Raw genomic sequence first — 22,059 nt, 5'->3', positions numbered from 1 at the left:
TATCAATTCTCATTGCTGAGCATGCTAATCATTTTTTTAGTTACTGTCATGGCATAGCTGCTCATTAAAACTGTACTTTTCAGTCAGCCAATAAAAAAGGAAGCCGAAGCTCCCTTTTTATCAATCATAATTTTTAGTGAGATGCTTCAGCAACAACACTTTTTGGCTCAAGCATTTTCCTATCCACTTCCTCTGGATTATTTAATGCATCATTTAATTTATCTTTATCTAAAGCACCTACCCATTTAGCAACCACAATTGTTGCTAGAGAGTTACCAACAAGGTTGGTTAAAGCACGTGCTTCTGACATGAAACGGTCAATACCTAAAATTAATGCCAAACCTGCAACTGGAATATGACCAACAGCAGATAAAGTTGCCGCCATAACAATAAAACCAGAACCTGTTACACCTGCTGCACCTTTAGATGAAATTAAAAGTACCAAAAGCAAAGTAATTTGATGCTGGATATCAAGCTGTGTATTTGTGGCTTGAGCAATAAAAATTGCAGCCATGGTCAAATAAATTGAAGTGCCGTCAAGGTTAAACGAGTAACCCGTCGGAATAACTAAACCGACTACAGACTTTTCACAACCTGCAATCTCAAGTTTACGCAGCATACGTGGTAAGACTGATTCTGAAGAAGAAGTACCAAGCACAATTAAGAGTTCTTCACGAATTAGACGAATCATCTTAAGGATGCTAAAACCACTGATACGGCTGATTGTACCCAAAATCAAGAAGATAAAGAGCAGACACGTAATATAGAAGCAAATAATAAGTTGCCCTAATTGTACGAGTGACCCCACACCATATTTACCAATAGTAAATGCCATTGCTCCAAATGCACCCAATGGAGCAAGCTTCATGATCATATTTACAATGTTAAAAAATACATGTGCAATTTGATCAATTAACTTTAAAACTGGACGTCCTGCATCACCTAACTTATGAAGTGCAAAACCAAAAAGAATTGCAAAAAGAAGGACCTGTAAGATTTCACCATTTGCAAATGCACCTACAACCGTGTCAGGAATAATGTGCATTAAGAAATCAACGGTAGATTGTGACTCACCAGAAGTAACGTATTTTTGGATACCTGAAGTGTCTAGGGTTGTAGGATCAATATTCATTCCTACACCTGGCTTTGCAATGTTAATCACCACAAGGCCAATCAGAAGTGCGATTGTTGAAACGATCTCGAAGTATAACAATGCAACACCGCCAGTTTTACCAACTGACTTCATACTTTCCATACCAGCAATACCACTGACCACTGTACAGAAAATAACAGGTGCGATGATCATTTTAATCAAACGAATAAATGCATCACCTAATGGCTTGAGTTGCTCACCTAAACCTGGAATATGATGTTCGACACCATTAACAATTTGCGTTGTACTTGGAGAGAAATGCCCTACCAAAACACCCGCAATAATCGCAATAATCACTTGAAAATAAAGTGATTTATAAATCGGTTTTTTAGCCATAACTTTACTTCAATCTATATTTCCAAGTCCGTTGGAAATATCAAAATGAAACGTCTATTCTTTACGAATACACAGCCCTAACCTTTCACATGAACACCGCAAAAGGGAAACGGTTTTTTAATAACAAAAAACCTTCCTACTACCTCAACGAAAACAAAAAAGCTGTTTTCTAAAACAGGAGAATACCTGAAGTTTCCAACCACTTTGAGTAGCCAGAAATAACCTCTTACTTTTTCAATAAAAAGCTGAAGATATAGGAGAATCACAGAAAATTATGATATGAGTGCTCAAAAAAGCACATGAAAGTTTACTCGAATTAAATCACGATTCGGTTAAAATTTTGGCTAATACGCACAAAAAACACTCATGCAGCCTTAAGACTTTAGTATGAGAAACACTTTTGATATTTTTTCAGCAGATTTTTATGTCATATTGATAAGTCCTTGTAGACATTTCATTTTGAGCTGCCTACCCCTTATTTTTACTGTTTTGAATTGCCATGAATACTAAACGTAATATCTATAAAGATGCTGAACATCCCTTTGCGCAATATGTCCGTATTTTAGGTAAGGGGAAAACCGGATCTCGATCACTGAGTTACGAAGAAGCCTATCAGGCTTTTACCATGATTTTAAAAGGCGAAGTTCTTGATGTTCAGTTGGGTGCTTTTTTAATGCTACTACGTGTTAAAGAAGAGTCCATTGATGAGCTTGCGGGCTTTGTACAAGCCACCAAAGACCAACTTAATTTTCAACCTTTAGACGTTGACCTAGACTGGTCATCTTATGCAGGCAAACGTAAACATTACCCTTGGTTTTTATTGGCTGCCCTGACACTTGCTCATCACGGCTACAAAATCGTCATGCACGGCGCTTCTGGACATACGATTAACCGAATCTATACTGAACAAGTTTTAGAATATTTAGATTATAAAATTTGCCATTCTGAACAAGAAGTCCGTACACAATTGGCCGAACAGAATTTTGCTTACTTACCTTTAGAAGTAATTTCACCTGTTTTAAGTGATTTAATTTCTTTAAGAAATGTCATGGGTTTACGCTCTCCTATTCATACTTTAGCCCGTCTGATTAACCCATTTAACGCGAAAGCAACCTTACAAGCGATATTCCATCCGGCTTATAGAACCTCTCATCAGCATAGTGCGCTTCGCTTAGGCTATCAAAATAGTGCAGTCATTAAAGGTGAAGGCGGTGAATTTGAGCGAAACCCCGATGCTAAAACACTGATTTGCGGTATTAAAAATGGTGAACTCTATGAACATGAGTTGCCAAAGCTTACACCTGAACGTAGCCCAATTGAAGAAGAGTTAGACTTGGCAACATTTAAAGCTGTCTGGCTTGGTCAGCAGCATCATGAATATGGTGAAATGGCAGTAACAGAAACCATGGGTATTGCGTTATATACCATGGGCGTTGTTGTTAGCTTTGAAGAAGCGATGCAAAAAGCAAAAGTGCTATGGGAAACACGAAATTTAAGCAATATTAATTTGTAGTTAACAGATGCTATCGCGAAGGTCGACATGGATGTCGACCGTATCACTGCGATACAGGAAGTATCGTCAGTGATACAGAGGATTTTTGGTTACTTTTGATCCTTCAAAAGTAATAAAAGCCTATATGCTATGAGTTATGAAAAACATGCTATATAAGGCTGTATGGAATAACCAAAAATAATTTTTCTGTCTTATTAAGTTTTAAACAAAACGAATAGGTTTAAACTCAGGCTCATGCTTGTGATGATCATCATCACACTCTTCACCCTCTTCTTTCGTTCCACGGTCAATATAACCACTACGCTGATCTTCCGGTAAGTTCTTTAACTCCCAAGCAATCACAGCTTGCATACATGTTTCGCGCTGTTCTTTTGTCAAGACAACACCATTTGGCCATTTACCGATCTCTACGGCTGTTTTTAAACGCTCGACAATTTCAGGGTTTAAAACAGATAGCATTTGTTCAATATTCATGATTCATCTCTTTGAAAAGATTCAAAATCTTGGTTCCAACCCAGTTTGGTACGACAAGCCATATAGAAATCATAACCTGGTGGGTGTAATAAACTTAATTTAAATGGGTGTTTGCGGATGTGCAAGCTATCACCGACATTGAGCGATACACTGTGTTGTCCGTCTGCACTCACCATCGGTAATACTCGATTTTCGCGAATGACAATTTTAATTTCACTTTGCCCACCGACTACGATTGGGCGTGAAGATAATGTATGGGGGTGCATAGGGACTAATGCAATCGCATCCATACTCGGATGTAAAATTGGGCCACCACCTGATAATGCATAAGCAGTTGATCCTGTTGGTGTCGAAACAATTAAACCATCACTATGCTGACGGTAAACATATTGACCATCAATATTGAGTTCAAAGTCGATCATATGTACCGACTTACCTGAGTGTAGTACGACATCATTTAAAGCAATTGCGTCGTAAATGACTTCGCCATTGGTACGTACTTCCATTTCAAGCAAGAAACGGCGATCAAGTTGAAAATGACCTTGTAATACCTGATCAAGTTTAAAAATAGCTTCCGCAGGCTTAATATCGGTTAAAAATCCTAAACGCCCACGGTTAATACCAATAACAGGTGTATTGTAGCGAACTAAAGCTCTGGCTGCATGAAGCAAAGAACCATCTCCACCTACTACAATGACCAGATCAGCGACTTCACCTAATAAGTGACGACTAACAACTTGCGCATGATCATAGGGCACTAATTCGGCAGTTTCCTGATCAAAAATGGGGTTTAGGCCTAAACTTAGCAAATGGTCATGAATTAAACATAGTGTTTCTACAACTGATGATTTATCCGGTCGACCAATTAACCCGACGTTTCTGAAGGACTTATGTGAAATTTGCACGAATGAGTAAGCTCCGCTGCGATTCTACGCTATCATAACATTATCCTGATTAATTTAAAAAAACATAACAACAAGATGCAGTAAAATTCAATCTAAGTTTTCAATTTATTCACAGTTTTATCATTGCAAATTGATGACAAGCTATCGCATCATTAGCGTATTGTTTAGGGTTTTATCTCATTTATATGAAGTTTGAACGTGGTATCGGTTTCTTCGCGCTAATTTTTTCAATTTTGGTGATTGGTGCTTTTATTGCTCTTAGTATCTATCTGATTCGTTTAGATAATATTATTCGTGAAAAATTTGAAGGACAGCGCTGGGACATTCCGGCCAAAGTGTTTGCTCGGCCTTTGGAAATTTATAATAATGCACCTATTACCCAAGCAAATTTCACTCAAGAATTAAAATTATTAGGTTACAAAACTTCAAGTAATTATGACAAGTCAGGAACCTTTGTTGCTCAAGGTAGCAACATGTATGTGCATACACGTGGTTTCGACTATGGTGATAGCGTAGAACCTGAACAGGTTTTAGAGCTCAGCTTTGCAAACGATCAGGTTGCAGATGTACGTAGTACAAAACCATCATCAACAGGTGTGGCCCGTTTAGAACCTTTACTCATTGGGGGCATTTATACCCAGCATAATGAAGACCGTGTCCTGATTAAACTTAATAGTGTTCCTAAACCACTGATTGAAGCTTTAATTTCTACCGAAGACCGCAACTTCTATCATCACCACGGTATCTCGATTCGTGGTACAGCACGTGCTTTGGTGAGTAATGTCACTGGAGGACGTCGCCAAGGTGGTTCAACACTCACACAACAGTTAGTTAAAAACTTCTATTTAACACCTGAACGCACCTTAAAACGTAAAGTGAATGAAGCATTAATGGCTTTGCTTATTGAGTTGCATTACAGCAAAGATGAAATTTTAGAAGCTTATTTAAACGAAGTAAATTTAGGCCAAAATGGTAACTATTCAATCAATGGTTATGGCTTAGCTTCACAATTTTATTTTGGTTTACCACTTCGTGAACTCAATGTCGCACAACAAGCTTATTTAGTCGGTTTAGTCCAAGGTCCATCGTTATATAACCCTTGGAAAAACCCTGAAGGAGCAAAAAATCGTCGCGACACAGTGCTCAATAACATGCGTGTAATGGGTTATTTAACTCAAGCTGAATATGAAACTGAAATTGCACGTCCTTTAGGTATTCTAAGTAAACCAAGCCTAGGCCCTGCAAAATTCCCTGACTTTTTAGATATTGTACGTCGTCAGTTACGTACCGAATATCAAGAAAGTGATTTAACCAATCAAGGACTACGTATTTTTACGACCTTGGACCCAATTGCTCAAACTCAAGTTCAAGATGCATTTAAAGCATCTGTAGAACGTCTTAGTCAAAGCAACCCTGCTCGTTTGAAAAACTTGCAAGGTGCTGTGCTCATAGCACATCCAGAAAACGGTGAATTGATTGCCGCTGTCGGCTCGACTCAAGACTTTACTGGATTCAACCGTACTCTAGACGCAAAACGCCAAGTCGGCTCCCTATTGAAGCCAGTGATTTATTTAAGCGCAATGGAGTCTGGACGTTATAACTGGGCAAGCAAGATCGAAGATTCGCCAATTAGCATTCCTGTAGATGGTGGTAAAAGCTGGACACCGAAAAACTATAGTGGCGGTGGTCATGGCGTTGTAAGTTTAAGTGAAGCCTTAGCGAACTCTTATAACCTTTCTGCTGTGCGTTTAGGTCAAGAATTTGGGTTATCTACATTTACCAACGACTTAAAGAAATTTGGTGTCGAATCACCAATTCCAGCCTATCCTTCTATTTTCCTTGGTGCAGTTAATATGTCACCAATGGAAGTACTCGGTATTTATGAAAACTTTGCTACCGGTGGTTTTAAATATCCAACTCGTGCAATTCGTTCTGTAGTAGATGCCAAGGGTCGTTTACTTGATCGTTATGGTTTAAACGTACAACAAACAATTGATCCATCTGTTGGTTATATCATGAACTATGGTCTACAACAGGTTATGTCTTCAGGTACTGGTCGTGCAGCTTATAACAGCTTATCACCTACTTTAAAATTGGCTGGTAAATCAGGTACAACCAACGATACACGTGATTCATGGTTCGCTGGATATTCAGGTAACCATGTTGCTGTAGTCTGGTTAGGTCTAGATGACAATAAAGTAACTGGCTTAACTGGTTCATCTGGAGCATTACCTGTGTGGATTAATGTGATGAAACAGTTACGTCAAACCCCAGTAAATCTACGTCAACCAGACACTGTACAGTGGCAATGGATTGATCATGCAACAGGTGATTTGTCTGCACAGGCTTGTGCTGGCGCAATGTATATTCCTATGCTGACGCATACAGTGCCACATCGTGCTACGCCATGTGCAGCACCTTATTATCAAGTTGATCCAACATACGCACCACAAAGTGATAACACAGCACCAGCATCTCAACCGGATAATAGCGATAGCTATATTCGTGATAGTGAAAGTCAGATGGAACAAGATCTGTCGAATAACACACGAGTGATTTCTAGTGGTAGTTATAACAACTAAGTGTTAACAGGAAACAGGATATGTTAAAGAAGGGTGTTTTTTATATTGGTGCTGTACTTATGGTCGGCTGTACAACTTTACCAGATCATTCAGTCCCAAAAGAGAAAACACCACCTGTTGCTGAGAAAAAGAATACTGAGACACCATCTGGTGTAAAAATTACACCTTATGATCATCCAGATATTCAACGTAAAAGTTTACAGGTGATTGTTCCTCAGCAGAAAAAGCCCCAACGCTTTAATGATGATGGAAGCCAATTACCTGCTTTTAAAACGTTAATGCAAAAAACTGAGCAAGCTTACAAAAACCAGCAATGGTCAGAGGCTGAGCGCTACGCCCTTCAAGCGCAGCGTTTAGCACCACAAGCCGCCGAGACTTATTTATTTTTAGCACTCAGTGCAAATCATAAACAGCAATATGCTAATGCTGAGTCTCTTGCAAGACGTGGTTTAAGCTTTGCTCAGAGCCAAGCGATGAAAAAACAGCTTTGGCTAACCATTTTAAAAGCTGGACAACAACGCAATAACCAAAAAACTATTCAAGAAGCTCAGCAAGCATTAAAAGCGCTCTAGCTTTTAATGCTTTTATGTCTTTTTAAAAATTACGAATACCTGCCAAGCCATACGCACTGTGTTGCTGTGCTGTAGCTAAATCATCAGGACTCATCCCCCCCAAAGCAAAGACGGGAATCTGGCATTTCTCAATCAAGTCAGCAAAACGATCCCACCCAAGTGCTCTCGCTTCTGGGTGAGTTTCAGTTACTTTGACAGGACTTACAAAAACAGCATCACAGCCGATTTGCTGTGCGTGTTGTAAAGAAACTGCATCGTGGCAAGCTGCAATAAAACGCACTCCCACCTCTAAATCACCTTTATGCAAACTCATTAATTGGGACTGTTTAAGATGAACTGTTTTTATGTGGCTTTTTAACTCAGGTTTTAGTTTGCGCCAAATATCGATATTTATGATTAATTTTGAAAGCTGCTCTGTATTTAACAGCACTAATTTTTCTATATCTTCTGGATTAAAGCTATCTTTTTCACTACGCCAATACACTAAAGTGTCCTTATTTTCGGTTAGTACGAGCGTAGAATTAATTTTAATGAAATGTGGCCAATACAATCTTTTTATGATGTCTTTATTGGCTTTCGGGAAGTTTAAGTTAACTAGCTGATCACGCGTATACCATGTCCAAGGCTGGTGAATAAGATTTAATAACTCATCAGGTACATAACTATGGAACAAATGAAGATTGACAATAATGTCATCATATTCATGGTGAATATAATCAAACTGATGCCAATCTTTTAAACCAATACCGACTTCTTCATAAATTTCACGGCGGCATGCTTCTTCAGGCGTTTCACCCTGCTCAACCTTTCCTCCTGGAAACTCATGCTTTCCACCTTGATGCTGCTGTTCACCACGCCATCCAACTAATATTTTTCCGCGATGAATTAAGATAGCTATTGCAACATCGACGATCGGTTTAGGCATTTTTCTACTCACTCAAGTTTTTCATAAGTGTAAGCAAATTTTATCAATTTATAAATTCTTTAAAATCTCATTGACAGATCTATTCGATAATGATTATCATTTAAATCGTTCAAGAATATACCACGGAGCACAACAAATGAACGCACCTTTTAGCTTATTTACTCGTAACACTGACTCAGCTCATGCCTTACCAATGCTGCATTCTAACAACCTATTTGCATTAGGTCGTGAAATTCGAATTATGCATGCTGGCGAGGAATATCGTTTACGCCTTACACGCAATAACCGTCTCATTTTAACTAAATAAGAACCACCCTCGCGTTTCAACAATATTCGTGGGAAAACAAAAAATGGATAGCATGGGCAACCATGCTATTTTTGTATTTCCTGATTAAAAGGCATTATCACTTCAACTTTTAAACCACCTTGGCTTGCATGCATAAATTGTAGTTCTCCACTATGGAGTTGAATAATTTTTTTAGTAATTGAGAGTCCTAGTCCTGACCCTTGCTGCTGCGTACCTAATACCCGAAAAAAACGCTGTCCTAGACGTCTTAAAACTTCATCATCTACCCCATTTCCAGCGTCTTCTATAGAAATTTTCAGTTGTTGCTGGGACTGACTCAGTTCAACATGAATAAATCCTAAAGCAGGACTATAGCGAATCGCGTTATCAAATAGATTTCGAAAAGCAATAAAGAGTAACTCTTCATTCGCAAATACTTTAGTTTCATTTGACAAAATATTGGTCTCAATCATCATTTGTTTGGCTTGCGCATCAATATTTACGGTTTCTATGACTCGAGCCAATATATGGTTTAAATCAATCACACTCTTAAACAGATCTGGCTGTTCTGTTTTATTAGGCTCTAAACGAGCAAGTAGTAGTAAATTTTCAAGAATTTTTGTACTTCTTGAAACGTCTTGTTGGATGCGTTCAAAGTCTTGGTCAAGCTCTGGAACATGCTGGTATTTACGCTGTAAAACTTGAAGCCGCATTTGTATTGCTGATAAAGGTGAACGTAACTCATGTGAGGCATCTGCGGTAAAGCGTTGTTCAGCAACAAGCGCCCGCTGGAGTCTTGCAAGTAACTGATTTAAAGCATCTATGACTGGTTGAATTTCTGTAATGACATCCGGGTCTTGAATTGGTTCTAAATTTGATGCAGTTTTTTGAGCAATACGTTTAGAGAGTAGATTTAAAGCCGCCAATTGTTGTTCTGTACGCCAGCTTACAATCACCCATTGTAATAGCCAGAACAGAACCATAAGACCGCTATATCCAGCGAGTGCTTTGAGTACCTCTTCAACACGTGTACTCATAGGCTGAAAGACTTCAACTTGCAGCTCTGAATCTTTTTGCTGTGTGGCCAGACTACGCCATAATTGACCATCAAACCAAAAGTATGAAAACCCTTTAGATAAATTACCCTGCTCAAAAAGCTCATGTTGATAAGTATGAGAATGGGTAAGCAATTGACCAGAGTTTAATAATTCATATTGAATATCAAATTCATCACTAAGCTCATCAAACTGCTTCATAGGATGGTTAGAAAGATCAGAAACCAACAAAGTATCTGAAATTTCATCCATAATTTGATCTTGCACGGACATGTTGTGGTAAATCGAGAATATAGTCAGTAAACCTAAAGCCAACAGCCCGACCACTACACTGCTCCACATGGTGGTCTTAACCAGTTGTGACTGTAAAGATGAACGGTTCAGTTTCATTTTAAATCTCCCATACGGTAGCCTAGTCCCCGTATGGTTTTAATGCTGCTACTGCCGATTTTTTTTCGAAGCTGGTAAATAAAAACTTCTATTGCATTACTTTCAATCTCGTCACCCCATGCATAGAGCGCTTCTTCTAACTGATCACGCGTAATAATATGTTCAGGATGAACCATGAGCTTACGTAAGATTTGGAACTCTTTTGCTGTTAAATCGATAGAGATTCCCGCCAATAATACAACTTTCGCTTGAGTATCGAGGTGTAAATCTCCCCACATTAAAATCGATTGCTGACTCAAAGTTTGTTTGCGCAATTGAGCTCGGATACGGGCAGATAACTCTTCTAAACTAAAAGGTTTAACCAAGTAGTCATTAGCACCTAAATCTAGCCCCTCTACTCGGTCATGAATGCTGTCACGCGCTGTAATAAAAATGACAGGTACATTTTTTTGTTTATAACGTATTGTTGTTAAGACTTTTTCACCCGCCAATTCAGGCAAACCTCGATCAAGTAGAATACAGTCATAGTCATGCTGTTCAATCGCAGTAAGCGCGTAATCACCTCTTTCAACCCAGTCGACTTGATAGCCATCTAACTCTAACCAAGATTGAATACTTTCCGCTTGAGAGCGATCATCTTCTGCAAGCAAAATTCTCATCTATTTATCCTGTTATATTCTGACTTGATCTTGCCAAGCATTTATTAAAAAAGCAAAGCCGCATCATTCGTGCGGCTATAAATGGTATAAGCAAAGTCCAATGCTTAAAATTGGACTTGCTCTACATCAATTTCTACATGTTTTGAGGGTTTAAAGTCTATATCGACTTCACCAACCAGACCAATATTAGTCGTTGGAGAAATAGGATGACCCTGCCAAAGTTCATCATCTACATTAATAATGATAGTGCCTGTTTTATCTCGGAACTGATATTTCTCATCACCTATAGACTTCACCACTTGCCCATGTAATTTTACAGGCGTATTGTCTTTTGCCTTTAATGCTTGCTTAACAGTAGTGACCGTTGCAGGTATCGCTGCTGCCTGACTCGTAGATAGATGTGTTATGGCGATACCAGTAATAGCTGTCATCAAGATCACTTTAAATGTTTTCATAAAATCACCCATTTGATTACATCTTGGAATGACATCAGTAAAACAAGCATAAATGAGGTGAATCTTAAGAAAAATTTAATTTAAAGGCACAACACGTAATACCTCTTCCAAAGTAGTAAGCCCTTCAATGACTTTATGCGCTCCAGCAATTCGCAAAGGCTCCACACTTTCTTTTTTAGTTTGGCTTCTTATTTCATTTAATGTTGCGTGACTACCAATCAGATGCTTAAGCTCAAGACTAACAGGCATAAATTCATAAATACCGACTCGCCCTTTATAGCCTGTATGACGGCATTGTTCACAGCCTACTGCTTGATACACTTTTTCTGGCATTTCCATAATGTAGTCGAATGTTAGGTGCTGCCATTCATCCTCATTAATATGAGTTTGTTGCTTACAGTGCGGGCAAAGCTGTCGCACTAAACGCTGTGCCAATACGCCTAAAATAGTTGCTGCTGTCAGAAATGGTTGTACACCTAAATCATGCAAACGAGTCAAACTAGACGGCGCATCATTGGTATGTAAAGTTGACAGTACCAAATGCCCTGTGAGTGCCGCCTGAATAGCCATATTCGCAGTGTCTTGGTCACGAATTTCCCCAATCATAATAATGTCTGGATCTTGACGCATCAGGGCACGCACACCATCAGCAAAGCCCAGATCAATTGCATTATTGACCTGCATTTGGTTAAAACTAGGCTCTAGCATTTCAATCGGGTCTTCAATGGTACAGACATTGACTTGATCGGTTGCGAGTTGCTTTAAAGAAGAATATAGCGTTGTGGTTTTACCAGAACCTGTTGGACCAGTAACCAAAATAATGCCGTGACTATTTTGTGTTATGCGTTGCCACTGTTGTAATAAAGACCGATCAAAACCTAATTGCTGAAAAGAACGTACCAGTACATCTGGGTCGAAAATACGCATAACCAGTTTTTCACCAAATGCAGTCGGCAAAGTTGATAAACGTAGTTCGGTTTCTTGTCCTTTCGGTGTCCGTGTTTTTAATCGACCATCTTGCGGTTTACGCTTTTCCGCTACATTTAACCGCCCTAAAATTTTAATTCGGGAAATCACGGCGGTCAGTGTATTTGAAGGCATGTTATAAATGGTGTGTAAAACACCATCAATACGAAACCGAACTTTACCATTGTCTTTGCGTGGTTCCATGTGAATATCACTGGCGCTTTGTTCAAATGCAAACTGTAAAATCCAGTCGACCAATTTCACAATGTGTTGATCATTCGCATCAGGGTTTTGGCTATCACCAAGCTGTAAAAGTGCTTCTACTCCCTTGTTATCACGGTCATGCGCAGCATCTTTTTGAGCTGAATTTACAGCACGGCTAACCTGATAATACTCTCGCAAATAACGTTGCAACTGTTCGGGATTAAGCAGTACCCGTTCAATTTTCTTCGGTGCTAGGCTTCTTTCCAGATTGTTTAACCAATCTATTTTAAAAGGCTGGTCGGTACCAATCACAATTCGATCCGTATGGACTTCTACAGCTAAAATGTGGTTTCGAATCGCAAACTCTTGTGACATGACTTGAGTTAAAGCACTGACATCTGCCTTTAAAGGATCAATCACAAATAATGGTAATTGCGCCCGATCGGCAAACCATTGGCACAGGCGGTTTAAACTTAAATGCGCCTGAACGTGGTGTTGGTCTTTTAAATTAAAATGCGCAATCCACTGTAATGGATGCCATTTCAATTGATCTTTTTGTCTATTTGTCGTTTGTACCAGTAATTTATCACGCTCAGTAATACGGCCTTCTTGTAATAGTTGTTCTAGGCACCAATGTGCGTCTATTTCTACATGTGCATTCATGTGTTATCCCCAATATATTTTTATAATATAGCAGAGATGTTTTAGATTTAACGGGTATGAAAATTTCCAAATTCAGCTTTTAAATACCTTTTAACTTCAATTAATTAAACCAATTCTCAACTTATTATTGTTTTGTGGCATAGATCATATTTATAAAGATGTTTATTGTGATAGTTTGATTAAAAAAGAGACTAGGCTCAATACAATAAAAAGCATACACTGCATATGAATACATGATTTAAATATGATTAACACCTGTATATAACAATAAACCAATGAGGAAGTATTATGAATCTTCCAATGACAATGTCATTACAAAATGCATCTTTTGAAGAATTTATCACCATTATTGCTGCTGCATTAGGCTGCGGGTTATTAATTGGTTTGGAACGTGAAAGAAGCAAGCTCAAACACGAATATAAGACTTTTGCAGGTTTTCGATCTTTTGCAATTAGCTCCCTACTTGGTGCAATCTGCTTTTTATTTGGTACTGAAATTGGAATTGTAGGCGCTCTACTTATTGGCGCGATCAGCATTGTCTCCCTTAAAAATCAGCCGAATGACCCCGGTGTGACTACCGAACTCGCTTTTATTATGACTTACTTTATAGGAGCGCTTTGTATCTGGAATATTTCGTTAGCTGCGGGTCTCGCCGTCATCATAACGATTATTTTATTAGCAAAACAATCTATGCATGGCATTGCCAGTCAATGGATTACCGAATCGGAATTACGTGATGGTATTTTTCTACTTGCCTTACTTTTAATAGCACTGCCGTTAGTCCCCAATAAACCATTTTGGGGTCCAGTTTTAAACCCACATGTCATTTTAAAATTACTGACTTTGATTTTATTTGTGCAAGCTCTCGCACATATTGCAAAACGGCTTTTGTCATCTAAAAATGCTTTATTACTTTCTTCTTTAGCATCTGGTTTTGTATCGAGTACAGCGACTATTGCAACTCTAGGTTTAGAAGTTCGTTCTGGTCGTGCGAACGCCACCACAAATGCAGGTGCTGCATTGATGTCGTGTGTTTCTACACTCATTCAGACCTTAATTATTGTGATTGGAATTAGCTTAGCATGGTTCAAAGTCATTATATTTCCAATGCTGATTGCTTTGGTTTTTTTAGCGGTGTGGGCTTTTATTTTATTACGTAAGGCGGAACCAAGTACGACTTCAGCCGAATTAGACTCCAGAATGTTCAGCTTAAAAGAAGCCGTGATTATTGCGGGAACACTCACACTCATTCAGATTGGTGTTTATGGTCTAAGTCTATATTTAGGAAATGCAGGCTTAATCGCAGGGACTCTACTCGCTTCTTTGTTTGAAATACATGCAGCTATTGCAGCAGTAATTGTACAAGGAGAACCGAATAACGCTCACACATCGCTACTAATCGCTTTTATGAGTGGTTTTGCAGTGCATGCAATTGCCAAGAGCATTAATTCGGCTATTTCAGGTGGAATGCGCTATGCCCTTGCTTTTATTCCCGCACAACTCACTCACATGGCGATATTAATTTGCCTGCTATGGATGAACATACATTGGTTTTGAAATGAGATGCTTAAGCAAGTAAAATATCTTCTACCATATCAACTACTGTAATTACATTATCATTGACTTTAAAATGAATATCAAAATTAGAAAACTTCATTTTATAGACTCGTTCAGGGTCTTCTTGATAGGCAGGCCTTGGGTCTAAAGCTAGAACTTGCTCTAATTCATCCAGATATTGCCCGTTAATTTTTTTATTTTTTAGAAGATTTTGCTGAGTAGTCAATGCACTTTCCGACCAGATGACTTGCTTTCGTTCTGGTTCAGCTTGTGCATAGCCACTTTGAGCATCAGCAATGGCATCTGAATATTGAATATAAGGTTTAATATCTAAAATTGGCGTGCCATTTAGTAAATCACTGCCCGTAACATACACTCTTAAAGACTTACCGACTTTTTCAACCTTTTTTAAACGTACTACAGATAAACCTACAGGCGCTGGACGATACATACTGCGTGTTGCAAATACACCAATTTTTTCATTCCCCCCTAAACGTGGTGGGCGAACCTGAGGTCGAAACTTAGTTGCAGTCTCCTGATTTTTATTGTCATGAAACTGCCAGATGAGCCAGAGATGAGTAAATTGATCAATTCCCTCAAAAGCCAATAAGTCATTATAAGGTTCTACCATTTCGATGTAAGACTCGATATTGACCAAGTTGGGCTGACGTGGAATACCAAATTTTTCTCGAAAAGGTGAGCACATGTGCCCGACTATTGGGAGGGTGACAGAGTTCATCATCACTTTTTCTTATAAACACAATTAAATATATTCAGTTTATCGGGAATGAAATTAGATTAGAATAGCAATCTGTTTTCTTTTAATCGTGATCGAGACCTTTAATGGCTGCTTTTAACGTTGAACGCATTACTCATGTGCACCACTGGAATGACACCCTTTTCAGTTTTAAAACTACACGCGACACTAGCTTACGTTTTAAAAATGGTCAGTTCGTGATGATCGGACTTGAAGTGAATGGCAAACCGTTAATGCGTGCGTATTCGATTGCAAGTGCGAACTACGAAGAAGAGTTAGAATTCTTCTCAATTAAAGTACAAGACGGTCCTTTAACTTCGATTTTGCAAAAAGTACAAGTTGGTGACGAAATTTTAGTTTCTAAAAAACCAACAGGTACATTGGTTCATGATGACCTTTTACCAGGTAAAAACTTGTACCTTTTATCTTCTGGTACTGGTCTTGCTCCATTCTTATCAATTATTCGTGACCCAGAAACTTACGAACGCTTTGAAAAAGTAATCGTTGTTCATGGTACACGCTATATTTCTGAATTAGCGTATCAAGACCTAATCTTGAACGAATTACCAAACCATGAATTCTTTGAAGAATTAGGTATTAAAGACAAACTTGTTTACTACCCTACTGTTACTCGTGAGCCTTTCCACACGCAAGGCCGTGTAACAACAGCAATTGAAACTGGTGCTTTATTTGAAAAAATCGGTTTACCACGTTTTAACCGTGAAACTGACCGTGCAATGCTTTGCGGTAGCCCTGCATTCTTAAAAGACGTGGCTGCATTACTTGACCAACATGGTTTAGTTGAATCACCTCGTATGGGTGAGATGGGCGATTACGTGATTGAGCGTGCGTTCGTAGAAAAATAAGATTTTTCTAAATAAAAAACCGAGGCTAAGTCCTCGGTTTTTTTATATGTGTTTTATAACTTGATTGTGCCATCAATACAGGTAACAGCCGTTCCACCCACCAAAATTTTATCTTGATGTAATTCAAGTTTCAGCTGTCCATCACGGCCTAAAGCCTGACCTTGTGAAGAAAACACCACATCATTTTGTGCTGGCAAAATCCCACGGTAACGAATAAAAGACGCCACACTACCATTCCCGCTACCACAAACTGGGTCTTCATTTATTCCACATGAAGGGGCAAATGAACGAACTTCTATGTGTTTTTGCTCATTATTATTTTCATAAAAACCAAAAACAGTCGCGCCCGTAACTTTCATTTCTAAATCATGTTGTTTCAAGGCTGCAAAGTCTGGTTGAGCCGCTAAAACAGCTTCAGCATTCACCGCTTGCAATACAACCCAACGCGCGCCTACATTCACCAATGTAGCATTCCATTGAGTATTAATTTCGCATTTTAAAATTTCTGCTAATTTCTCAGTGTGCATTGCATCTAATGGTGTAATTTTAGGCTTAGGTAGTTCAAATGAAATATGCTTTGAGTCACTTACAGTCAGAGTCACCAAACCTGCAGCACATTGCTGTACCAGTTTACCGCCTTTAGCTGTCACGAGGCCCGCCTCAAGCAAAGCATAGGCAGTACCAATTGTAGGATGTCCTGCAAATGGCAACTCACTTTGCGGAGTAAAAATTCGAACCTGATAGTCAGCATGAGAATCAGTCGCAGGGAGCACAAATGTCGTTTCAGAAAGATTGGTCCAATTCGCAATTCCCTGCATCTGTTCAGATGTTAAGGTACTAGCGTCCATAATGACTGCAACAGGATTACCTTTAAATGCTTGTGAAGTAAAAACATCAACTTGTTTAAATGCAACAACAGACATAGACCACTCCTACTGATCTTGTAATTAAAAATTATGGTTTTAAATCCTCACCATTTTTTGATCTTACTGCTTTATTTTTAATGGTCACAGTATCAGTTAAGATGAAAAATAATAGACACAGTTTTTAAGTTTAGATTTGTGTTAAATGAATCAATCAAAAGCAACCACAATATTTGAGTTAAATAAAAGATCACGATAAAGTGTATCCATTGCTTTGGCTTTTTAATGAATTGACATGTACAAATATAAAAAAGTAAGTGATGACCTAACCCTTCAAATTCAGAATGGCAGACAGCCTATCGGCTCCCGTTTACCATCAATTCGCGACTGCGCAAATCATTATCAGGTCAGCATTAACACCGTAAAAGAAGCTTATCGTCAGCTTGAAGATCAAGGTTTAATTTCAGTTCGTCCACAGTCTGGTTACTATGTTTGTCATGCACCTTCAAACTTACTAGAACTCGAAGAGCGTTATGTCAGTGAAGAAAAAGTATCTCTTTCAGGAATTAGCTGTTTTCTCGCGCAAATTGTTAAAAAGCAGATGGATCCTGACTATGTCAATTTGGCTCTGGCTTGCCCTACAGGTGAAAACTTCTATCCAATTGAACGCTTAAAACGCTTAACTGCTCAAGTTTTACGGACACAGCCAGACATTTTTAAAAACTATACTTTACCGCCCGGCTCTATACGTTTACGTACACAAATTGCGAGGCGAGGCTTACAGCTTGGTATGTTTCTTTCAGCAGATGATATTGTACTCACTCATGGCACCATGGAAGCTTTAAGTCTCGCGATTATGGCAACCACCCAAGCTGGTGACAGCATTGCACTTGAGCTTCCTACATTTCATAATCTCTACCCGCTTCTTCATAATTTAGGTCGAAAAATTGTAGAAGTGCCGACCTCGCCGCATACAGGTATGTGCCTAGATGCTCTTGAAGAACTGTTAAAATCTAAAAGTGTACAAGCCATATTAACTATTCCAACAGGACACAATCCTCTCGGTTTTAGCATGCCTGAAAGCAACCGTCGTCGCTTAGCAGAGCTTGCTAATCAGTTTCAAATCCCTGTCATTGAAGATGCAATGTACGCCGAACTGCAACTGACTGAACCGCTCTTACCCAACATTAAGGCATTTGACCAAAATGGATGGGTTTTGGTATGTGGTAGCTATACGAAAACCGTAGCACCCGACTATCGAATTGGTTGGTTAGAAGCTGGGCGCTTTCGTAATATTGTGCAGCAAATTAAATTAACAACGACAGTTGCCGAGCCAGCTCTACTTACAGAAACTTTAGGGCTTTTCTTAGAGAATGGAGGTTATGATCTGCACTTAAGGCATCTTAAAAAACGCTATCAACAACAAATTGACACCATCAAATCTTATATTTGCCGTTATTTTCCAGTCGGTACTCGAGTCAGTCGACCGCAAGCAGGATTTATTTTATGGTTAGAGCTACCCGAGTCTATTGATGCATTAGAACTTTTTCATCAGGCAATGGATGAAAAAATCTTATGCATGCCGGGAATTTTATGTTCAGCTGATAAAAGATTTAGTCACTGCTTACGTATAGCTGCGTGTTTCGAGCTAAATCCTAAAATGTTAAATGCTTTGATGCGCTTAGGAGAGTTAGCAAAAAATATGCTGCCCGCGCAAAAAGATATAGGTCAAATCCCTACTAATTCAGTAGGTTGAATCCAAAATGTGGAGTTAATAAAATAAAACCATATATTTTTTATGCCTTTTATTTTATGAAAACTGAACTCCTCTCTCCCGCAGGTTCACTAAAAAACATGCGCTATGCATTTGCCTATGGAGCAGATGCCGTATATGCCGGCCAACCACGTTATAGCTTACGTGTTCGTAATAATGCTTTTGATCATGACAACTTAAAAATTGGAATTGATGAAGCGCATGCTTTGGGTAAAAAGTTTTATGTTGTGGTGAATATTCAGCCTCATAACAGCAAATTAAAGAACTTTATTCGTGATCTTGAGCCGATTGTAGCAATGCAGCCAGATGCGCTCATTATGTCTGACCCAGGTTTAATTATGATGGTACGTGAACATTTCCCAGAAGTACAAATTCATTTATCTGTTCAAGCCAATGCCATTAACTGGGCCACTGTTAAATTTTGGAAAGATTACGGTTTAAGCCGTGTGATTTTATCGCGCGAGTTGTCATTAGAAGAAATAGAAGAAATCCAGCAACACGTACCAGATATTGAACTCGAAGTTTTTGTACATGGCGCACTATGCATGGCCTACTCAGGCCGTTGCCTACTTTCAGGATATATGAACAAACGTGATGCCAACCAAGGTGCTTGTACCAATGCGTGCCGTTGGGACTATAAGTTGCATGAAACCCAAGAAGATGCAAACGGCGATGTAATTCCAGTCACTCAGCTCAACACGTCAGAGAAGTCTTGCTGCTCATCAGCACAATCAGAGACAACTTCAGCTCAAACTTTGCTTGTACAACGTAATGATGAAGAAATGTTTGCTGCTGAAGAAGATGAACACGGCACCTATTTTATGAATTCTAAAGATTTACGTGCGGTACAGCATGTAGATCGTTTAACCAAGATGGGCATCGCCTCACTGAAAATTGAAGGGCGTACTAAATCGTATTTTTATTGTGCCCGTACTGCACAAATTTATCGAAAAGCTATTGATGATGCTTTAACAGGTAAACCATTTGACCCAAGCTTAATGACTCAGCTCGAAGGATTGGCAAATCGCGGTTATACCGAAGGTTTTTTAAGACGTCACGTACACAGTGAATATCAAAACTATGCCGATGGTTCATCACATTTTGACTATCAACAATTTTGTGGAGAGGTTTTAGCACGTCACGGCGATTATATTCACATTGAAGTTAAAAACCGTTTTGTGGTTGGCGACTCACTAGAACTCATGACACCTCAAGGCAATATCACTTTTACCTTAACCGAAATGCGTGATTTAAAAGGTAACCCAATTACAGATGCTAAAGGTTCGGGACATTTTGTTGAAATTCCATTCTCACAAGATGTTGATATCAGTTATGCCCTACTCGTACGCAATTTGCCACATGCGAAAGAAAGTATTACTGCATCTACATTGGCTTATTCAGCGAGTTAAACATGACACTTTTGATTACGAGTGACTGCATCAACTGTGATATGTGCTTACCTGAATGTCCCAACATCGCTATTTTTGAAGGGAGCAAAGTTTATGAAATTGATCCACTTCGTTGTACCGAGTGTGTAGGCTTTTACGATGCGCCTACGTGTAAGGCGGTTTGCCCTATCGATTGCATAAAACCAGACCCTGCGCATATTGAAAATAAAGAGGAGCTTCTAGAGAAATTTAAAAGTTTAAATATACTCAGCTAATCTATCTTTAAAAGTCTATAGAGGATCAAGCTAAAGTCGTTGATCCTCTTAAATGACTATGCAGATCAATGATTAAATAAGTGAATAAATAAGTGAATAAATAGCTGAGAACACTTTGCTAGTGATAAAATCAATTTATCAGTTCAGTTTGATTTACTGGTTATTTTGTACCAAAAAAATTAAACAATCGTTAAAACTGCCAAACCATTTCAACATTTCATGTAGATTGATTAAAACTCATTCTGGCGTAGCTCCCCATGTCTTATCTTTATTTAGCAATTGCGATTGCTTGTGAAGTCATTGCAACTTCAGCCTTAAAAGCATCTCAAGGTTTTACTGTTCCTATTCCATCCATTATTACAGTTGTGGGCTATGCAATTGCTTTTTATCTATTGTCTCTCACCCTCAAAACGATTCCGATCGGAATTGCATACGCCATTTGGTCGGGCGCGGGTATTATTTTAATTTCTGCAATTGGCTGGATATTTTACAAACAGCATTTAGATTTGGCGGCCTGTATTGGTCTTACTTTAATGATTGCAGGTATTATCATTATTAATGTGTTTTCTAAAAATACCCATCTATAAAATATAATTAAAAAAGCAACCGAGTAAGATGCGAATCCTTTTTTAAAAAATTTCACCTTACTCGGTATAAACAACTTATTTCAAACTGCCCGTCAAAAATTGCTTTAAACGCTCACTTTTCGGATTGTTGAGTACTTCATCAGGATGGCCCTGTTCCTCAATTTTCCCTTGATGCAAGAAAATCACTTGATTAGACACATGACGTGCAAAGCCCATTTCATGTGTCACCACAATCATGGTACGGCCTTCTTCAGCCAAACTCTGCATAACCTTGAGTACTTCACCCACCAACTCTGGGTCAAGCGCACTGGTTGGTTCATCAAATAGCATCACTTCCGGTTCCATAGCCAAAGCACGAGCAATCGCTACACGTTGCTGCTGACCACCAGATAAAAATGCCGGATATTTACTTTCAACACTTTCAGGTAATCCAACTTTGCGTAGATATTTCCTTGCACGCTCTTCAGCTTCAGCACGTTTTATCCCAAGTACGTGAATGGGCCCTTCAATGACATTTTCAAGCACCGTCATATGTGACCATAAATTAAAGTGCTGAAACACCATCATGAGCTGCGTACGCATTTTTTGTAGTTGCTTTGGTTCAACTACTTTTAAATTGCCTTTTTTATCAAAGACTGTGCGTAGTTTTTCACCATTGAGCTTAATCGTGCCATTGCTCGGTTGTTCCAAAAAGTTAATGCAGCGGAGTAAAGTACTTTTACCTGAACCCGATGAACCAATAATACTAATCACATCACCGGCATTTGCATCAAGTGATATCCCTTTCAGTACTTCATGATCGCCAAATGTTTTGTGTAAATCACGAATCACTAGTTTTGCAACGTGTTCCATTT

General features: G+C 38.8%; 21 protein-coding genes. 10 read left to right on the top strand and 11 right to left on the bottom strand.

Features of this window, described 5'->3' with window-relative positions:
• Positions 1–133 precede the first annotated feature (133 nt).
• A complete protein-coding gene (locus tag NE363_RS05915; RefSeq protein WP_049064365.1) occupies positions 134–1,489 on the bottom strand; it encodes a dicarboxylate/amino acid:cation symporter in 1,356 nt (451 codons plus the stop codon).
• A 499-nt stretch (positions 1,490–1,988) separates the two neighbouring features.
• On the opposite strand from NE363_RS05915, the gene NE363_RS05910 reads away from it, so the two are divergent.
• On the top strand, positions 1,989–3,002 hold the full coding sequence (locus NE363_RS05910) for a glycosyl transferase family protein (protein ID WP_445536022.1): 1,014 nt from the start codon (positions 1,989–1,991) through the stop codon (positions 3,000–3,002).
• Positions 3,003–3,203: 201 nt separating this feature from the next.
• Here NE363_RS05910 and NE363_RS05905 read toward each other — a convergent pair whose 3' ends face one another.
• On the bottom strand, positions 3,204–3,476 hold the full coding sequence (locus tag NE363_RS05905; RefSeq protein WP_002118245.1) for a YeaC family protein: 273 nt from the start codon (positions 3,474–3,476) through the stop codon (positions 3,204–3,206).
• On the bottom strand, positions 3,473–4,381 hold the full coding sequence (locus tag NE363_RS05900; RefSeq protein WP_002049094.1) for an NAD(+) kinase: 909 nt from the start codon (positions 4,379–4,381) through the stop codon (positions 3,473–3,475). The genes NE363_RS05905 and NE363_RS05900 overlap by 4 nt, the downstream gene beginning before the upstream one ends.
• Before the next feature lie 185 nt (positions 4,382–4,566).
• Here NE363_RS05900 and mrcB point away from each other — a divergent pair, with 185 nt between their 5' ends.
• Together mrcB and NE363_RS05890 are read left to right on the top strand one after the other, a co-directional pair.
• Positions 4,567–6,963 (top strand): penicillin-binding protein 1B, encoded by a 2,397-nt coding sequence (mrcB, locus tag NE363_RS05895; RefSeq protein ID WP_445536021.1) that lies wholly within the window; start codon positions 4,567–4,569, stop codon positions 6,961–6,963.
• Between the two features lie 20 nt (positions 6,964–6,983).
• Entirely contained in the window at positions 6,984–7,535 is a 552-nt protein-coding gene (locus NE363_RS05890) for a tetratricopeptide repeat protein (protein ID WP_039250916.1), read from the top strand.
• A gap of 22 nt (positions 7,536–7,557) precedes the next feature.
• On the opposite strand, the gene NE363_RS05885 is transcribed toward NE363_RS05890, so the two are convergent.
• Positions 7,558–8,460 carry an NUDIX domain-containing protein gene (locus NE363_RS05885; RefSeq protein ID WP_445536020.1) on the bottom strand — a complete coding sequence of 301 codons (903 nt, stop codon included), beginning with the start codon at positions 8,458–8,460 and terminating at the stop codon, positions 7,558–7,560.
• Positions 8,461–8,596: 136 nt separating this feature from the next.
• Between NE363_RS05885 and hemP the strand changes: the two genes are divergently transcribed.
• Positions 8,597–8,767, top strand: a complete 171-nt coding sequence (gene hemP / locus NE363_RS05880; RefSeq protein ID WP_000993415.1) for a hemin uptake protein HemP — start codon at positions 8,597–8,599, stop codon at positions 8,765–8,767.
• A gap of 65 nt (positions 8,768–8,832) precedes the next feature.
• On the opposite strand, the gene NE363_RS05875 is transcribed toward hemP, so the two are convergent.
• The 4 genes from NE363_RS05875 to NE363_RS05860 all read right to left on the bottom strand — a co-directional run bounded on the left by NE363_RS05875 (position 8,833) and on the right by NE363_RS05860 (position 13,138).
• A complete protein-coding gene (locus NE363_RS05875) occupies positions 8,833–10,191 on the bottom strand; it encodes a sensor histidine kinase (protein WP_445536019.1) in 1,359 nt (452 codons plus the stop codon).
• Positions 10,188–10,850 carry a response regulator transcription factor gene (locus NE363_RS05870; RefSeq protein ID WP_107972959.1) on the bottom strand — a complete coding sequence of 221 codons (663 nt, stop codon included), beginning with the start codon at positions 10,848–10,850 and terminating at the stop codon, positions 10,188–10,190. The genes NE363_RS05875 and NE363_RS05870 overlap by 4 nt, the downstream gene beginning before the upstream one ends.
• A gap of 104 nt (positions 10,851–10,954) precedes the next feature.
• Entirely contained in the window at positions 10,955–11,305 is a 351-nt protein-coding gene (locus NE363_RS05865; RefSeq protein WP_445536018.1) for a NirD/YgiW/YdeI family stress tolerance protein, read from the bottom strand.
• Between the two features lie 75 nt (positions 11,306–11,380).
• The gene (locus tag NE363_RS05860) at positions 11,381–13,138 is read right to left on the bottom strand and encodes a GspE/PulE family protein (protein ID WP_445536017.1); all 1,758 of its coding nucleotides are present in this window, start codon (positions 13,136–13,138) and stop codon (positions 11,381–11,383) included.
• Between the two features lie 288 nt (positions 13,139–13,426).
• Here NE363_RS05860 and NE363_RS05855 point away from each other — a divergent pair, with 288 nt between their 5' ends.
• On the top strand, positions 13,427–14,695 hold the full coding sequence (locus NE363_RS05855; protein WP_445536016.1) for an MgtC/SapB family protein: 1,269 nt from the start codon (positions 13,427–13,429) through the stop codon (positions 14,693–14,695).
• A 10-nt stretch (positions 14,696–14,705) separates the two neighbouring features.
• Here NE363_RS05855 and tsaA read toward each other — a convergent pair whose 3' ends face one another.
• Positions 14,706–15,434: a tRNA (N6-threonylcarbamoyladenosine(37)-N6)-methyltransferase TrmO gene (gene tsaA / locus NE363_RS05850; protein WP_445536358.1), complete on the bottom strand. Its 729-nt coding sequence runs from the start codon at positions 15,432–15,434 to the stop codon at positions 14,706–14,708.
• Between the two features lie 104 nt (positions 15,435–15,538).
• On the opposite strand from tsaA, the gene NE363_RS05845 reads away from it, so the two are divergent.
• Positions 15,539–16,318, top strand: coding sequence for a ferredoxin--NADP reductase (locus NE363_RS05845; protein ID WP_002118187.1), 780 nt, complete (start codon positions 15,539–15,541; stop codon positions 16,316–16,318).
• Between the two features lie 53 nt (positions 16,319–16,371).
• Here NE363_RS05845 and NE363_RS05840 read toward each other — a convergent pair whose 3' ends face one another.
• Positions 16,372–17,241 (bottom strand): PhzF family phenazine biosynthesis protein, encoded by an 870-nt coding sequence (locus NE363_RS05840; RefSeq protein ID WP_445536015.1) that lies wholly within the window; start codon positions 17,239–17,241, stop codon positions 16,372–16,374.
• 229 nt (positions 17,242–17,470) lie between these two features.
• Here NE363_RS05840 and NE363_RS05835 point away from each other — a divergent pair, with 229 nt between their 5' ends.
• From NE363_RS05835 to abeS, 4 genes are all read left to right on the top strand, one after another.
• The gene (locus NE363_RS05835) at positions 17,471–18,937 is read left to right on the top strand and encodes a PLP-dependent aminotransferase family protein (RefSeq protein WP_400198017.1); all 1,467 of its coding nucleotides are present in this window, start codon (positions 17,471–17,473) and stop codon (positions 18,935–18,937) included.
• Positions 18,938–18,993: 56 nt separating this feature from the next.
• Entirely contained in the window at positions 18,994–20,364 is a 1,371-nt protein-coding gene (gene trhP / locus NE363_RS05830) for a prephenate-dependent tRNA uridine(34) hydroxylase TrhP (RefSeq protein ID WP_445536014.1), read from the top strand.
• 2 nt (positions 20,365–20,366) lie between these two features.
• The gene (locus tag NE363_RS05825; protein WP_445536013.1) at positions 20,367–20,618 is read left to right on the top strand and encodes a YfhL family 4Fe-4S dicluster ferredoxin; all 252 of its coding nucleotides are present in this window, start codon (positions 20,367–20,369) and stop codon (positions 20,616–20,618) included.
• 257 nt (positions 20,619–20,875) lie between these two features.
• Entirely contained in the window at positions 20,876–21,205 is a 330-nt protein-coding gene (abeS, locus tag NE363_RS05820; RefSeq protein ID WP_003650669.1) for a multidrug efflux SMR transporter AbeS, read from the top strand.
• Between the two features lie 75 nt (positions 21,206–21,280).
• Here the strand turns inward: abeS and NE363_RS05815 are convergent, their stop codons facing one another.
• Complete coding sequence (locus tag NE363_RS05815; protein ID WP_445536012.1) at positions 21,281–22,057, bottom strand: ABC transporter ATP-binding protein; 777 nt, start codon at positions 22,055–22,057, stop codon at positions 21,281–21,283.
• Positions 22,058–22,059 lie beyond the last annotated feature (2 nt).

Source organism: Acinetobacter sp. G18 (genome assembly GCF_052660225.1).
The sequence above is the reverse complement of the archived record's forward strand: the minus strand, read 5'-3'. Positions and strand labels throughout refer to the sequence as shown.

What these genes read in the sequence shown, in the direction of transcription:
- NE363_RS05915 (WP_049064365.1), bottom strand. Translation starts at nt 1,489, where the DNA reads ATGGCTAAAAAACCGATTTATAAATCACTTTATTTTCAAGTGATTATT.
- NE363_RS05910 (WP_445536022.1), top strand. Translation starts at nt 1,989, where the DNA reads ATGAATACTAAACGTAATATCTATAAAGATGCTGAACATCCCTTTGCG.
- NE363_RS05905 (WP_002118245.1), bottom strand. Translation starts at nt 3,476, where the DNA reads ATGAATATTGAACAAATGCTATCTGTTTTAAACCCTGAAATTGTCGAG.
- mrcB (WP_445536021.1), top strand. Translation starts at nt 4,567, where the DNA reads ATGAAGTTTGAACGTGGTATCGGTTTCTTCGCGCTAATTTTTTCAATT.
- NE363_RS05890 (WP_039250916.1), top strand. Translation starts at nt 6,984, where the DNA reads ATGTTAAAGAAGGGTGTTTTTTATATTGGTGCTGTACTTATGGTCGGC.
- NE363_RS05885 (WP_445536020.1), bottom strand. Translation starts at nt 8,460, where the DNA reads ATGCCTAAACCGATCGTCGATGTTGCAATAGCTATCTTAATTCATCGC.
- hemP (WP_000993415.1), top strand. Translation starts at nt 8,597, where the DNA reads ATGAACGCACCTTTTAGCTTATTTACTCGTAACACTGACTCAGCTCAT.
- NE363_RS05875 (WP_445536019.1), bottom strand. Translation starts at nt 10,191, where the DNA reads ATGAAACTGAACCGTTCATCTTTACAGTCACAACTGGTTAAGACCACC.
- NE363_RS05870 (WP_107972959.1), bottom strand. Translation starts at nt 10,850, where the DNA reads ATGAGAATTTTGCTTGCAGAAGATGATCGCTCTCAAGCGGAAAGTATT.
- NE363_RS05865 (WP_445536018.1), bottom strand. Translation starts at nt 11,305, where the DNA reads ATGAAAACATTTAAAGTGATCTTGATGACAGCTATTACTGGTATCGCC.
- NE363_RS05860 (WP_445536017.1), bottom strand. Translation starts at nt 13,138, where the DNA reads ATGAATGCACATGTAGAAATAGACGCACATTGGTGCCTAGAACAACTA.
- NE363_RS05855 (WP_445536016.1), top strand. Translation starts at nt 13,427, where the DNA reads ATGAATCTTCCAATGACAATGTCATTACAAAATGCATCTTTTGAAGAA.
- tsaA (WP_445536358.1), bottom strand. Translation starts at nt 15,434, where the DNA reads ATGAACTCTGTCACCCTCCCAATAGTCGGGCACATGTGCTCACCTTTT.
- NE363_RS05845 (WP_002118187.1), top strand. Translation starts at nt 15,539, where the DNA reads ATGGCTGCTTTTAACGTTGAACGCATTACTCATGTGCACCACTGGAAT.
- NE363_RS05840 (WP_445536015.1), bottom strand. Translation starts at nt 17,241, where the DNA reads ATGTCTGTTGTTGCATTTAAACAAGTTGATGTTTTTACTTCACAAGCA.
- trhP (WP_445536014.1), top strand. Translation starts at nt 18,994, where the DNA reads ATGAAAACTGAACTCCTCTCTCCCGCAGGTTCACTAAAAAACATGCGC.
- NE363_RS05825 (WP_445536013.1), top strand. Translation starts at nt 20,367, where the DNA reads ATGACACTTTTGATTACGAGTGACTGCATCAACTGTGATATGTGCTTA.
- abeS (WP_003650669.1), top strand. Translation starts at nt 20,876, where the DNA reads ATGTCTTATCTTTATTTAGCAATTGCGATTGCTTGTGAAGTCATTGCA.
- NE363_RS05815 (WP_445536012.1), bottom strand. Translation starts at nt 22,057, where the DNA reads ATGGAACACGTTGCAAAACTAGTGATTCGTGATTTACACAAAACATTT.